The sequence below is a fragment of the Polyangium fumosum genome (genome assembly GCF_005144585.1).
Lineage (GTDB): Bacteria > Myxococcota_A > Polyangia > Polyangiales > Polyangiaceae > Polyangium > Polyangium fumosum.
Genome location: NZ_SSMQ01000023.1, coordinates 108229 through 122105, shown reverse-complemented (window position 1 = coordinate 122105; position 13877 = coordinate 108229). Strand labels below are relative to the sequence as shown.

The following is a 13877-nucleotide window of genomic DNA, read 5'->3' as shown; positions in this document are numbered from 1 at the left end:
GGTCTTCGCCGCGGGGAGCGGCCATCTGACGCGGCTTCGGAAAAAAGATCGTTCAAGGCGAGAGGAGTCGGAAGCTCGCCACGTCGCTCGGCCCATCCCCCTCGTGCGCCGCGCGCCGGGCGTGGTGGAGCGCCGCGACCAGGTCGAGCGGCCCCGCGCTGTCGCCGTACAAGGCGCGCACGAACGGCAGCGTCTTCTTGTCCTCGATGGGGCGCGTCGAGGCGACGACGGCCCGCGCCCCGGCGACGACGAAGGCCTGCCCGAGCCCGAGGCCCTCGGCGGCGGCGCTCGTCCCCGCCCGGCCCGTATCGCAGCCCGAGAGCACGACGTCGGCCGGCACCCGCGCGAGCGCGAGGACGTCCGCCACGGCGAGCGCGCCCGTGGCGAGCGGCAAGGCGCTCTCCCAGCCGTCACGGCCCTCGTAGATCCCGTGACCCGCGAAGTGAAACAGGTGCGTCGCCGGATCCGTCAACGCCGCGACCACGGCGGCGTGCGTGGCGGCCTCTCCTTCGAGCAAGAGGACCGAGGCGCCCCGCGCGCGGAGCGCGGCGGCGACCACGCGGGCCTCCTCGCGCGCGCCGGGAAGGTTGCCGCGTGGATCGGCGACGACGAGCGCCTTCCGCGGGCCCTCCGAAGGGGGCCTCGGCGGGCGGTCGAATCCCGCGCCGTGCACGACGGGCAGGCGCGCGCCGAGCGGAGCGCCCTCGAAGGGCAGCGCGTGCAGATCGAGCCGATCCAGCGACGGATGCGTGATCAGCCGCAGCCGCGACGCGCCGCGAAGGATGCCTGCGAAGGGCTCGAGCAGCGCCTCGGCGAGGCGGGACGGCGAAAGGTCGGGCCGAGCGCCCACAGCGTCGTGAACGACGATCGCGTCGGATGTGATTGCAAAGCCGGTCCACCCGCGGCGCGTGGGCAGGTGGACGAGCGTGACCTCGGAGGGGGCTGGGACGAAGGGTCCTCGCGTGGAATCGGGGTCGTGCGGGCAAAGGTGCGCGAGCGCGTCGTCGAGGGCGGCGCGCAGGTCCTTGATACGCGCGTCGTGCGCGCGGAGCGCCGCGTCGAGGCGGTTTCCCGGCAGCCGCCACGATGCGGCGAGCTCCGCTTCGAGGGCGGCGCGCCCTTGTTGGTATCGGGTGAGAGAGCGATCGAGCGCCTCGCGGCGGGTCGGCGAGGCAGGCGCCGCGCATCCGAGCGCCCGCAAGAGCCTCGATTTGCCGTGTTTGGCCGCGAGCGCCGCTTCCCGCAGCCACGCGTCGCGCGCGCCGCGATCCGCTTTTTCGGCCCGCCCGAGGAGGAACTCGACCCGCAGGCGCGTGACCTGCTCGGCGCCATGCAGGAAGGTCTCGCGGCCTTCGCCGAGCGGGACGGCCCGGAGCGCGACGTCGAGCAACACGTCGGCCTCGGCATACGCGCGCTGCGCATCGTCCGTCCGGCCGAGCGCCTCGAGCGCCCGCGCGCGGCCGAGCGCACCTTCGAGCTCCACGTCCGAGAGGAGCGCGGCCCGTCCGATGGCGCGCGTTCGCTCGTGTGGCGCGAGGGCCGTGCGTGTCTCCGGCTTGGCGAGGGCGATGCGGCCGTCCAGCACCGCGGCCCAGGCCTCGAAACGCGCATCCACGCGGGGGGCGGCGCGCCGGGCTTCTTCGAGGTGGGCCCGCGCCTGCTCGGGGTGGTCTCGATGCATCGCGTGCAGGCCGAGGTTCAGGAGGACGTTCGCGACCTCCGCCGGTCGCGGGCATTCCTTGCGGAAACCTTCGAGCGCCGCGCGGAGCGGAGGCTCCGGCGCGCGTGGCCCTTGCCCGTCCGCGTCCGCGCGCAGGGCGACCCAGCCCAGGTTGTTGTCGGATTCGGCGCGCCGGCACGGGCTCGCGTCTGCGGGCAAAGCGCCGCGCGCCGCATCCATGGCGGCGAGCGCATCGTGGTGGCGGCCGAGCTGCGAGAGGACGCTCGCTTCGACTTCGAGCGCGTCGACGCGCTGGGCCTCGAAGCCGAGCCGGGCCGCGGCCTCTTGCGAGGCGCGCAGGTGGCCGAGCGCGCCGCGCAGGTCGCCGGTCTCCCGCGCGAGCAGGCCCTCGTAATACGAAGCCATCACGCGGCCCTCGGGGAAATCACGCGCGAGGCGCTCGACGTCGGAGAGCGCGGCGCGCGCGTCGGCGAAGCGGCGGCCCGTATACAGGTGCATGTGGAAGAGGGCGAAGCGGTCGTGCAGCTCGTCGGAGACACGGCCGAGCGCGCGATCCTCCGTGAGCGCTTCGGCGAACAGGCGGGCGGCTTGCTCCAGGGCCCCGCGCTTGCTCTCGATACGCGCGCGTTTGCGGAGCGCTCCCAGGCGAAGGACGCGGGAAGGATCCGATGGCAGCGCGGCGAGCTTCGCCTCGGCCTCGTCGAGCTTTCCGCGGCGGCGCAGGGCCTCGGCCTCGTCGAGGGCCGGCGAGGTGACGAGCGGTTCGAGGCGAAGCCGAAAGACCGCAGCCGCGCCGCCGCGCGTGGCGCGAAGGGCGACCTCCCGGCTGCCCGCGGGCACGTCCACGGTCACGCGGCGGCCTCCCGGCGCGCTCGCCGTGGGGAAGGATTGCGTCGCGCCGTCGATCTCGGCGGAGAGATGGGCGTCCTCGGGGGTCTCGACCCAGAAGGTCAGCGCGCTCGGGGCGAGGACCTCGCAGACCGGGCCTTCGCGCACGGCCGCGCAGCCGGCGAACTCGACACGAAGCGGGGGCGGGGCGGGCGGGGCGGGCGCGTCCTCGCAGGCAACGCAGCACAGAAGGGCCACGAGCCAACGGGAAACGCGCGCGCTCATCGTTCGTTCGGGTCCGTGAGCCAAACGGCGGCGCGCAGGACCTGAAAGGCCCGCGGAGGGCCCTCGGGGGCGAGCTCGGCAGCGGCGGGCGTGTGTTCGGGCAGCGTCCCCGGCCGGCCCACGAGGATCACGATCTGAAGCCGGCCCGGCCCGACGTCGGGGAAGAGCTCCTCACGCGTGCCCGTGACGAGCATCGCGCCGCTCGCGGCGATCTCGATGCGCGGGCGAGAAGGAGCGACGACGCCGTCTCGTATCGAATAGGCGCGCGCCTCGACGGCGCCGAGCACGTCCGCGGCGGGCCGGATCGAGAGGGAAAGCCGGGACCCGGGGGCGAGGCGGGGTTCGTCGGGGGAGGGTGTATCCGCGCGGAACGGTCGATCCCCGCCTTCGACGGCGAGGGCATACGCCGGGAGCGGGGGCCCTGCGTCGTTTCGTGCGAGCCACACGAACGCGACGAGGGCGGCCAGGCAAGCGGCGAGCAGAACGAAGAGCGCGCGTCGCGGGTGCTTGCGCCGGACGACCTCGGCGGGGGCCGCGCCGGGGTTTTGCGCGCCGAGCGCGGCGAGGGCTTGCTCGGTGAGGCGCGCGCGCGTCGGTTCGCCGAGCGGACGAAAGGCCTCGACCGCGTCGCGCGCGGCGTCCGAGCCTTCGGCGAGCGTCTTGATTTCCTCGTCGGACAGCTCGCCGCGGGCGAGCGCATCCCAGCGCGGATCGGCGAGGCGATCGTCTTTTCGCGCGGCGCGCCCGAGGGCGTCGAGGAGGTCGTCGTCCTTCATGGCTTGACCTTGGACGAGGGGATTCGCGGCGAAAGGCCCGGGTCTGACGCGAGATCCTCGGCGACCTCGCGAACGAGCTTGGCGAGGCGGCTCTTCCAGGCATACACGGCGTCCGGGGTCATGCCCAGCGCGGCGCAGATCTCCTCGACGGGCCGGCCTTCGACGACGAGCCATTGAAAGAGGAGCATTCCGCGGTCGCCGAGCCGCGCGCGGATGGCCGCGAGCAGGGCCGCGAGGGCCTCCCGGTCCTCGAAGAGCCGCTCCGCCGAGGGCTGCTCGCCGTGTTTCGGGTCGAGCTCCTCGTCGAGCATCGGCTCTTCGGTCCAGGGGTTGCGCCGTTTGCTGCGCAGGATGGAGATGACCTCGCGCTCCGCGACGAGGCCGACGAAATTGGGGAGGCTCATTCCGCGCGCGGGATCCCATTGGCGCAAGGCGCGGGCGGAGTCGGCGAAAAGGACGACGAACACCTCCTGGACGAGGTCCTCCGTCTCCTGGCGGATATCACGCTGGGGCGCGCGGCGCCGGAGCAACATGCGGGCGACGCGGGCCTGCACGACGGGCGCGAGCGCATCGATCAACGCGCGGACCGCGGCCCGCTCGCCCGCGAGGGCTCTCCGTAAAAGCGCGGCGATGTCCTCCGGCACCCGAGGCTCCTCTGCTCGTCCGGGGGGAAGGTACCCGCACCCGGGCGGGGCGGGCAAGCTCCCTCCACGGGCGCTCGTGCGCCTCGTGGCTTCGACGAGAAAGCCAAACGGCAGCGGATTCTCCCGCAAAACCGGCCCATCCGTGGCACGCTGCGGCGAGACAACCCCCCCCAGGAGATCGACCTCGCATGATTCGAGTCGCCATCGTCATCGGCAGCACGCGCCCCGGTCGGAAAGCGGAGGCCGTCGCCCGCTGGGTGCACGACCTCGCCCAAAAGCGCACGGACGCGAGCTTCGAGCTCGTCGACCTCGCGGACTACAACCTCCCGCTGCTCGACGAGCCTTTCCCTCCGTCGACGGGCAAATACACGAAGGACCACACGAAGGCCTGGAGCGCGACGATCGCCTCCTTCGACGCGTACGTGTTCGTCACCCCCGAATACAACCACGGCCCCTCGGGCGCCCTGAAGAACGCGCTCGATTTCCTTTATCGTGAATGGAACGACAAGGCCGCCGGGTTCGTCGCGTATGGCAGCGCCGGCGGCACCCGCGCCGTCGAGCAGCTCCGCCTCGTCCTGTCCGAGCTCCAGATCGCCCACGTCCGGAACCAGGTCGCGCTCTCGCTTCGCACCGATTTCGAGAATTTTTCGATTTTCAAGCCGGCGGACCACCACGAGAAGACCGTACACGGCATGCTCGACCAGCTTGTTGCCTGGGGCGGGGCCCTCGCGCACCTCCGCGCCGCCCGCGCCGCCAAGCCGGCCCCTTGAGCCACGCCGGGTGGAAGCAGGCCGCTCGCTGATCTATATCGCCGGCCTGCCCATGCCTCCGCACGCAACCATCCTCCTCTCGCGCTCCGATGTCCAAAAGCTCCTCTCGATGGAGGCCGCGATCGCCGCCGTCGAGGCCGCCTTCGCCGCGCACGGCGAGGGCCGCGCGCTCATGCCGCCGAAGGTCTACCTGGAGCTCGACGCCTACCACGGCGATCTACGCGCCATGCCCGCGTACGTGGACGGCGCCGCGGGCGTGAAGTGGGTGAACTCCCACCCGGAGAACCCCGCGCGCTTCGATCTGCCCTCCGTGATGGGCATGTACATCCTCTCCGATCCCGCGACCGCGCTGCCGCTCGCCGTCATGGATGCGACGTTGCTCACGGCCGTGCGCACCGGGGCCGCCGCCGCGATCGCCTCGAAGCACCTTGCCGCGCGCGCGCCGAGGACCGTGGGGTTCGTCGGGTGCGGCGTGCAGGCGCGCACGCTGCTCGAAGCGCATCGCGCGGTCTACGGCGACACGTTCGAGGTGCTCTGCGCCGACGTTTCGGAGCACGCCGCGCGCGTGTTCGCAGAAGAGGCGCGCGGGCGTGTCGTTTCGCTCGAAGAGGCCTCGGGCGCGGACGTGGTGAACGCCTCGACGCCGGCGCGCGCGCCCGTCGTGAAGCGCGCCTGGGTGAAGGACGGCGCCCACGTCAACGCGATCGGCGCGGATGCCCACGGCAAGCAGGAGCTCGATCCCGCGATCCTCGTCGACGGCCGCGTCGTCATCGACGACTGGGAGCAGGCCACGCACAGCGGGGAGGTGAACGTCCCGCTGGAAACGGGCGAGCTTCGCCGCGAGCAGATCCACGCGACGCTCGGCGAGGTCCTCGCGGGCAAGCGCCCGGGACGCGAGGGCGCGCGGATCACGGTGTTCGATTCGACGGGGCTCGCCGTGCAAGACGTCGCGCTCGCGCGGGTCGTGCATGCGGCCGCGCGTGAACAGGGGCTCGGGACGAGCTTCGACTTTTTCCGCTGATACGATGCGGGTGGCGCCCCCGGGGGGGTCGCCGTCTTTCTTGAAGGAGCGCCACGCCATGAAGGTGTTCATCGTTCACGCGCACCCCGAGCCGAAGAGCTTCAACGCCGCCCTGACGCGCCTCGCCGTCGAGACGTTCGAGGGCGGCGGGCACGACGTCGTCGTGTCGGATCTCTACACGATGGGCTGGGATCCTGTTTCGGGGCCGCACAACTTCACGGGCCGCAAGGATCCCGCCGTCTACAAGCAGCAGGTCGAGGAGGCCCACGCGGTCGAGACGAACGGCTTTGCGCCCGAGGTCCAGGCCGAAATGGAAAAACTCTTCGCCTGCGACGCCTTGATCTTCCAGTTCCCGATGTGGTGGTTCTCGATGCCCGCGATCCTGAAGGGCTGGGTGGATCGGGTGTTCGCGTTCCAGCGCGTCTACGGCGGGGGCCGGTGGTACGACCACGGCACGATGCGCGGCAAGCGGGCCATGGCCTCCGTCACCACGGGCGGGCCCGCGACGATGTACGAGGAGAACGGCCTCGCGGGCGACATGAACATGCTGCTCGCGCCCGTGAACCAGGGCGTCTTCCGGTACGTCGGCTTCGACGTGCTGCCGTCCTTCGTCGCCTGGGCGCCCGCGCGCTCCACGGAGGCCGATCGCGCCCACATGCTCGCCGCCTACCGCGAGCGCCTGCTCGCCTGGGACACGACGGCGCCGCTCGAGTACCCCTCGCTCTCCGCGTACGATCCCTCGTTCCGGCTCGCGCGGCCCTGACCTTCCCGCGCGTCACGCCCGCGCAAGAACGGCCGTGATTTCTGCCGAAGGGCAAGAGATACTCGCCTCCGAGGCGCTCCGAGCGTGACGACGGACAAGGGCGAGGACGATCGAAAGCCGGCGGACAGCGACAGCGGCGCGGTGGTGAGCCCTTCGCCGAGCCTGCCCACGCCCACGGTGCGCGCCCGGTCGCTCTCGCCCCGCGCCCCATCGTCGCCTTTTTTCCGCAACGAGGCGCTCCCCGGCGTCGCCCACCTCTACGAGGGCCCGCCGCCCTCCGTGACCGCGACCCCGGCCGCCGCCGCGCCGCTGCTCTTCGTCTGCGACGAGTGCTGGCGGACCTTCACCGACGGCTCGCAGCTCTCCTGCGCCTGCGAGCGTCCGCGCCCCGTCGAGGGCTGGGCCGCGATGCCCTACGTCCTGCGCGGGCGGTTCCTCTTCGTCGAGCTGCTCGGCCGCGGGGGCATGGGCGCGGTCTTCCGGGCCTACGATCAGGCCTCGAAGGATCGGCCCTGGGTCGCGGTGAAGGTCATCCAGAAGGGCCTGCCGGAGCTCGAGGCGTCGCTCAAGGAGATGTTCCGCCGCGAGGTGGCCGCGGCGCAGATGCTCGCGCAGCACAAGCAGTTTTTCGTGGACGTCCTCGGCTTCGACGACGTCGCGCCGGCCTACCTCGCGCTGGAGCACGTCCCCTGGCAGACGCTCGCGGAGGTCGTGGCCTCGCTCCCCGCGATCGAGCGCCGTTTGCCGCCGGCGCAGGTGGCCCGCATCGGCATCGCCATCCTGCGCGGCGCGGCGAAGATGCACTTCCACCGCATCGTCCACCGCGATCTCACGCCCGCGAACATCTTCGTCCGGCACGTGCCCGATCGCGAGGGCTACGACGTGAAGATCACCGATCTCGGCCTGTGGGCCTTTGATCAGGTGCAAGGTGAGAGCGACTCGCTCTCGCTCGTGGGCATGCCCGGCACGGCGGGCACGGCCGCGTACATGAGCCCGGAGCAGTCGACGGGCGAGAAGGTGGGCGCGGCGTCGGATCTGCACGCGATTGGCTCGGTTTTGTGGGAGCTCGCGACGGGCTCGGTGCCGTACCCCGCGACGACCGACGGGCGCGTGCACGAGATCATCGAGCGGCGCGCCAAGACGCTGTACGAGCCGCCCGCGCGGCCGGCGTTCATGCCGGAGGGGCTCTACCACGTGCTCGTCAAGGCGCTCGCGTTCGAGGCCGAGGCGCGGTTCTCCGCGGCGAACGACATGCGCAAGGCGCTGGAGGCGTTCGTCGCGTCCTACCAGCAGGAGCGGCTGCGCGATCTGGAGGACGCGCTCGTCCGGATCGACGGCCTCGCCCGCAAGGTGACGAGCTTGCGCGACAAGATGACGCCGATGCGCGAGGTGCTGGAGCGGCTCTCGCTGCTCGGCGCGATCCTGCGCGAGGCGCAGGAGCAGCGGGGCGAGGCCGAGCCGGCCGTGCTGCGCACGATCGCGGACAACACGGAGACGCAGCTCGCGCAGATCACGCGGGAGATCGGCGCGCTCGCCGAGTGGCTGCGGGTGCTCGGGGAGAAAAAGGACGTGCCGCCGGGGGCGGGGGAGAAATCGGGGCGGCGGGAGATCGAGGTGCTCGCCCCGCGCGAGGGCCGGGCAACGTCGCCCAAGGCGAAGCCGCGCGGGGAGGGCCGAGCGCTGCTCGTCTGGGGGATCGTGGCGCTCGTCGTGATCGTGGTGGGGCTGTTTTTCTTGCGGGCGTGGGGCTAACGCCGCGGGATCACGGCGTGCAGTACTCTTCCTGGCTCTTCACGTCCGCCACGGCGAGCATCGTCCCCTTGCTGATGACGAACTCGCTCAGGCCGACCTCGGACGCGCCGCCCGGGAGCCAGTCGTACGTGTAGCCGAGCTGGGTCCAGGGATACCCGGGGTCCCCGTACGAGGTCATGCGCAGGTTGGTGATCCAATCGATGTGCGTCTGCGGCGTGCCGGCGGGGAAGTCGAGCTGGGCAACGTTGTCGTCGATCTCCATGTCGGGCGAGGGCCGGAACATGCTGTTCATCGGGACCCAGAGCTCGACGACGCGGGTCTTGCCGTTTCCGGGGGGCAGGCCGAGGAGCTGCTCCAGCCGGAGGTCGAGCGCGGCGCCCTTGAGGCCCGTCGCCTTGCAGAACTCCGCGAGCTTCGGCGCCGGCGTGACCCACACTTCCACGGGCACGGTCGTCTCCATGCCGACGAGCGCGTCGTAGCCCGCGTACGAGGTCCAGGTGACCATCTTCACCCGGCCATTCGCGTCGAGGACGAGCTCGGCGTTGTCCGGGCGGATCTCCGTCAGCTTGTCGGAGATCTCGTCCGCCTCCGGGGTCGAGGCGTCGGTGACGGCGGCCTCGTAAAGGGCCTGCAGATCGTCGCCGCCCGCGCCGCCCGCGCCGCCTTGACCACCCTGGCCACCTGCGCCGCCTTGGCCACCTGCGGCGCCGCTGCCGCCGTCGCCGCCTGCGCCGCCCGTGTTCTCGTTGCCGCCGTCGCTGCAGCCGGCCAAGAACGCCACGAGCCCCAAAGCGACCAGGATTTGTTTCATGTTCCTCATGTCTTCTCCTCGAACAAGCGCTGCACCGGAATGTGGTGCCAAAGGACGCGCGCGATTCTTCGCGAGCGTGGCGCTTCAGGCAACCGACATGCGCGAACCGATGCTCTTTGCATCGACCGCATCGCGGTCGATGCACCAGCGGTCCAGGGCTGGCCCTGGTCCGGGTCGAGGGGTGGACAACCCCTCGTCGGGTCCGGGGTGAAACCCCGGCGCTACGGCTTGCGCTCCACGATCCGCCAGATCCCTTCGAGGGCCTCCACCGCGCCCATGGGCAGGCGGAGCGCGACGGCGTGCGAGATGACCGTCGGCTCGGGGTTGACCTCGATCGTGGGGGTGCCGTGCCTCGCAGCGTCGAGGACGGGCTCGGCGATGTACGGGAAGAGGCTCGACGTGCCGACCGAGACGACGACATCGAAGCCTCGATCGAGCTCGCGTTGCAGCACTTCGAGCTTGGCCATCGGCAACATCTCGCCGAAGAGCACGACGTCGGGCCGGAGCACCTCTTCGCAGGAGGTGCAGCGGGGGCAGGGGGCGAGGTGGGCGTAGTCTTGGACGACCTCGGTGAACGTGCAGCCGGTGCAGTGGAGCCGGTGGATGTCGCCGTGGATGTCGATCACGTTGCGCGAGCCGGCGGCGCGGTGGAAGCCGTCGACGTTTTGCGTGAGCACCCAGCTCCGGGGCAGGCGCGCTTCGAGGCGCGAGAGCGCGACGTGCGCGGCGTTCGGCGCGGCGCCGCGGCAGGCTTGCTCGATCTGGTGGATGTACTTCCACGTGAGCTCGGGGGAGCGCCGGAACATCGGGCCGGAGAGGGCCTTTTCGATGGGCATCCCTTCGTCGGTCCCCCGATCTCCGTAGAGCCCGCCCACGCCGCGGTACGTCGGGATCCCCGACGCGGCCGAGATGCCCGCGCCCGTGATGAACAGGGCCGACTGCGCTTCGGCGATGAGCTTTCCGGCCTGCTCGATGCTCATGGCGGGCCAGGGTAGCACGGCCCTTCCTGCCCGAGGGCCCGCCGTGGTATCGAGCCTCTCATGACGACCGAGCGCGAATACGACGTGGTCCTCTTCGGCGCGACCGGCTTCACCGGCCGCCTCGTCGCCCATTACCTCGCCGAGACGTCGAGGAAGACGCCCCTCCGCTGGGCCCTCGCCGGCCGCAGCAAGGGAAAACTCGAAGGCGTCCAGCGCGAGATCGCGTCCGTCCTGCCCCCGGGTTCCTCCCTCCCGCTCCTCGAAGCGAGCTCCGACGACGCCGCCTCGCTCGCGCGGTTGGCCCGATCCGCCCGGGTCGTGCTCACCACCGTCGGACCTTATGCCGTCCATGGCGAGCCGCTCGTCGAGGCCTGCATCCGCGAGGGCGCCGATTACGTCGACCTGACGGGCGAGCCGAGCTTCGTGAATCGCCTGATCGAGCGGCACCACGAGGACGCGCGCAAGGCGGGCGTTCGTATCGTGAATTGCTGCGGCTTCGACAGCATCCCGCACGACCTTGGCGCGCTTTATACGGTGCAGAAGCTCCCCAAGGGCGAGCCCATCACGCTCGAAGGGTTCGTCCGCACGACCGGGTCGTTCTCGGGCGGCACGTGGCAATCGCTGCTCAACGAAATGGGCGGCGTGGGCTTCGCTGCCGGGAACGCGCGCCCCTGGGCCAAGGATCCGTTGCCCGACGGCCGTATTGTCGAGGAGCTACGCCCGCGCGTGCGCAAGGAGCCGGAGCTCGGCGGCTGGGCTTGCCCGATGCCATCGATCGACCCGCAGATCGTCCTGCGCAGCGCCCGCGCGCTCGACGTGTACGGCCCCGATTTCCGGTATGGCCACAACCTCGTCTTTTCGTCGCCCCTGGTGCTCGCGGGCGTCACGCTCGGGATGGGCACGATCGTGGGGCTCTCGCAGATCGGGCCGGCGCGCAAGCTGCTCTCGCGGCTCCGCCCTTCGGGGGAGGGCCCGAGCGCGGAAAAGCGCGCGCGGAGCTGGTTCGAGGTCACGTTCCGCGGGCGGAGCTCGAGCCGCCGCGTGCTCACGCGGGTGAGCGGCGGAGATCCCGGGTATGGCGAAACTTCGAAGATGATCGCGGAGAGCGCGTTGTGCCTGGCGTTTGATCGGGACCGGCTCGCGCCGCACGTCGGCGTCGTGACGCCGGCCGCGGGCATGGGCGAGGTGCTGATCGAGCGGCTCCAGGCAGCGGGGATCCGGTTCGAGGTGCTGGAAGGCTGAACCCTCCGGCGCTTTTTGCGTGTACCCTCGGGGGATGCGCTGCCTCCGCAGGCTCGTCCTCCTCCCGCTGGCCTTTGGCGCCTTGGGCTGCGGGGGGCCCGCCGCGGCCGATTCCCTGCCTGTGGAGGACGAGGACGAGGACGTGGTCCCCGGGGCGGTCTGCACGAACCGGATCGAGTACCAGCTCGACGAAGCGCTTCGCCTCACGGCCGTTTACCATTACGGCGAAGGCGGCCGCGTCCTCCAGTACGCCGAGCGGACGGCGGAGGGCAAGCGGGTCTTTCTGGTGAAACGCGGCTATGACGCGCAGGGCCGACGGACCACGCAGACGGTCGAGGATGTCCGTTTCAGCACCCCGCACCGCGAGATGATCTGGGAATGGGACGACCAGGATCGCGTGGTCCGCGCGGCGTACCTGTCCTCGAAGCCCGAGGGCGACGCGCGGAGCGAATCGCGCTTCTTCTTCGACGCCGCGGGCAACCACGAGCGGGACGAGTTTTTCGAGGACGGGGTCCTCTCCCGCGTGATGCGGTACCGGTATCTCGGAGGCGAGCCGTTCGTCCTCGAAGCGGGGTGGGACGACGGCGGCGACGGCACGGAGGAGCACGTCTACCGCCAGTTCTATGCGGCGGGGCAGTGGGTCGTGAAGGGCGAACATGTGTACATGAACGGCGAGCAGGTCGTCACCGAGGATTTTTTGTATGAAGACCTCGCGGCGGGGCGGCTCTCGCGGCGGGACTTCGACGCCGACGGTGACGGACAGCCCGACTACGTCGACCGCTTCTTCTGGAACGAGAGCGGGGGCATCACGCGCGTCGAGTACGATACGAAGGGGGACGGCGTGCTCGATCAATCGATCGATTTCGAGTACGACGCGGGGCGGCTCGTCCGGCGCACGTGGGACGTCTTTGATCAGGGCACGCAGAAGTACATCACCGACGTCACCTGGTCCGGATGGCGGATCGAGCGCGTCGCGCGGCGGGATGCCCCGACGGGGCAGGTCATCGAGACCTGGATCTTTTCGTATGGCTGCGTGGAGGATCTGCCGATGGACGTGCCGATCGCGCCCATCCAGGGCTTTCGTTACGAGCTCATGACGAACCCGTTCGTCTTGCATTTCGGGGAGCGCTGGAGCCGCTTCCCCGAGATGCTTTGACGCCGATCACGGCGGGTTCAGCACGCAGTCCCCGCTCCATTGAATCGGGTCGCCCATGTCGACGACCTCGAAGTCTCCGGGCTGGATGTCCGTGAGCGAGAACGAGTCCACGCCGACCTCGTCCCATTTGTGCGTCGTGAACCTGTCGCTCTGCGCCGTGAGCGCGATGTTGCCCGCGTCGGCCAGGAACATGCCGTATTTCTGGAGGCCTCGCGCGACCACGCGGGCGCCCTCGGTCGGCAGCGTCTCGAGCGGGTAATCTGCGCGCAGGCGGAAGCGCACGCCGTAGGGCGGCGCGTTCGGGCCGCCGGACGTCGGGCCCGTGCTGTGCGTGCCCGGATGCACGTACACGTTGTCGCGAATGCGCGCGTTCGGCAGGATGAACCGGATCGCGTGATCGATCGAGCCGGCCGCCACCTCGTCGGCCGAGAAGAGCATCGCCGAGATGGGGAAGCCGCCCGCGTCCGCGGAGGTGCAGCCCTCGCCGCGCAGGTTCGGCGGGTACGACTTCGTCAAATCCCACGTCACCGCGCAGCCGCCGTAGAACGTATTGCCCAAGATGTTCGCCCGCCACATCTCGTAGAGCGTCTTCGTCGGCTCGTGCACGACGAGCAGGTGGCAATCGCCGTCGTTCGTGCACGCATACCCCTGCTCGCCCTCGAGCGCGCCGCCGGCCGGGACGGGGTAGGGGACGTGCTCGCAATCGGGCGAGTAGAAATCGTTCGTGGTCTCGAACGTGCGCATCTCGGTGTTCGCGTCGGCGTGGAGCAGCTCGATGCTGAAATCGATCCGGAACGAGCCCGCGCCCCAGCCGCCATTGTCTTCGAGCCAGCCCGTGATCGCGTCCGACTCCGCGTTTTTCGGCAAGGCCGAGACGTCCTTGTTCCAGGGGTTCGGCGCCTCGAAGAGCCCCGCCGGTGTGCCCGACCCGCCCGCGCCGCCGCTCCCGCCGACGCCGCCACTGCCGCCGTTGCCGCCCCCGCCGTTGCCGCCGCTGCCGCCGTTCCCGCCGGCGGCCCCACTCCCGCCTGCGCCGTTGCCGCCGCTCCCGGTCGTGCCATTGCCCGACCCGCAAGCCGCAAGCAAAGAAAGGGCGCCCATCACGCCCAGGACACGCCCCCATCGCCCCACCGAGCCAATTTCGTTTCGAAGCATGTCTCCTTGTACA

At 70.9% G+C, this 13877-nt stretch carries 12 protein-coding genes; 6 read left to right on the top strand and 6 right to left on the bottom strand.

From position 1 onward, the window contains the following. Window positions 1-52: 52 nt before the first annotated feature. From E8A74_RS22565 to E8A74_RS22555, 3 genes are read right to left on the bottom strand one after another with little or no spacing between them, the layout of a single operon-like run. Complete coding sequence (locus E8A74_RS22565; RefSeq protein WP_136931116.1) at window positions 53-2794, bottom strand: CHAT domain-containing protein; 2742 nt, start codon at window positions 2792-2794, stop codon at window positions 53-55. After that, on the bottom strand, window positions 2791-3570 hold the full coding sequence (locus tag E8A74_RS22560) for a hypothetical protein (RefSeq protein ID WP_136931115.1): 780 nt from the start codon (window positions 3568-3570) through the stop codon (window positions 2791-2793). Before E8A74_RS22560 ends, E8A74_RS22565 begins: the two co-directional genes overlap by 4 nt. Further along, complete coding sequence (locus tag E8A74_RS22555; protein WP_170229294.1) at window positions 3567-4214, bottom strand: RNA polymerase sigma factor; 648 nt, start codon at window positions 4212-4214, stop codon at window positions 3567-3569. The genes E8A74_RS22560 and E8A74_RS22555 overlap by 4 nt, the downstream gene beginning before the upstream one ends. A 188-nt stretch (window positions 4215-4402) precedes the next feature. Between E8A74_RS22555 and E8A74_RS22550 the strand changes: the two genes are divergently transcribed. From E8A74_RS22550 to E8A74_RS22535, 4 genes are all read left to right on the top strand, one after another. Then, window positions 4403-4984, top strand: a complete 582-nt coding sequence (locus E8A74_RS22550) for an NADPH-dependent FMN reductase (RefSeq protein WP_136931113.1) — start codon at window positions 4403-4405, stop codon at window positions 4982-4984. 52 nt (window positions 4985-5036) lie between these two features. Further along, a complete protein-coding gene (locus tag E8A74_RS22545; protein WP_136931112.1) occupies window positions 5037-6005 on the top strand; it encodes a Rossmann-fold NAD(P)-binding domain-containing protein in 969 nt (322 codons plus the stop codon). A gap of 58 nt (window positions 6006-6063) precedes the next feature. Next, window positions 6064-6768, top strand: a complete 705-nt coding sequence (locus tag E8A74_RS22540) for an NAD(P)H-dependent oxidoreductase (protein ID WP_136931111.1) — start codon at window positions 6064-6066, stop codon at window positions 6766-6768. A gap of 84 nt (window positions 6769-6852) precedes the next feature. After that, window positions 6853-8520 carry a serine/threonine-protein kinase gene (locus E8A74_RS22535; protein WP_136931110.1) on the top strand — a complete coding sequence of 556 codons (1668 nt, stop codon included), beginning with the start codon at window positions 6853-6855 and terminating at the stop codon, window positions 8518-8520. A gap of 10 nt (window positions 8521-8530) precedes the next feature. Here E8A74_RS22535 and E8A74_RS22530 read toward each other — a convergent pair whose 3' ends face one another. Together E8A74_RS22530 and E8A74_RS22525 are read right to left on the bottom strand one after the other, a co-directional pair. Next, a complete protein-coding gene (locus tag E8A74_RS22530) occupies window positions 8531-9331 on the bottom strand; it encodes a membrane lipoprotein lipid attachment site-containing protein (RefSeq protein ID WP_136931155.1) in 801 nt (266 codons plus the stop codon). Between the two features lie 221 nt (window positions 9332-9552). After that, the gene (locus tag E8A74_RS22525; protein ID WP_136931109.1) at window positions 9553-10311 is read right to left on the bottom strand and encodes an NAD-dependent deacylase; all 759 of its coding nucleotides are present in this window, start codon (window positions 10309-10311) and stop codon (window positions 9553-9555) included. Window positions 10312-10371: 60 nt separating this feature from the next. On the opposite strand from E8A74_RS22525, the gene E8A74_RS22520 reads away from it, so the two are divergent. Continuing rightward, on the top strand, window positions 10372-11553 hold the full coding sequence (locus tag E8A74_RS22520) for a saccharopine dehydrogenase family protein (RefSeq protein ID WP_136931108.1): 1182 nt from the start codon (window positions 10372-10374) through the stop codon (window positions 11551-11553). 34 nt (window positions 11554-11587) lie between these two features. Next, on the top strand, window positions 11588-12709 hold the full coding sequence (locus tag E8A74_RS22515) for a hypothetical protein (RefSeq protein ID WP_136931107.1): 1122 nt from the start codon (window positions 11588-11590) through the stop codon (window positions 12707-12709). A 6-nt stretch (window positions 12710-12715) separates the two neighbouring features. Here E8A74_RS22515 and E8A74_RS22510 read toward each other — a convergent pair whose 3' ends face one another. Next, a complete protein-coding gene (locus tag E8A74_RS22510) occupies window positions 12716-13864 on the bottom strand; it encodes a hypothetical protein (protein ID WP_136931106.1) in 1149 nt (382 codons plus the stop codon). Between the last annotated feature and the right edge of the window lie 13 nt (window positions 13865-13877).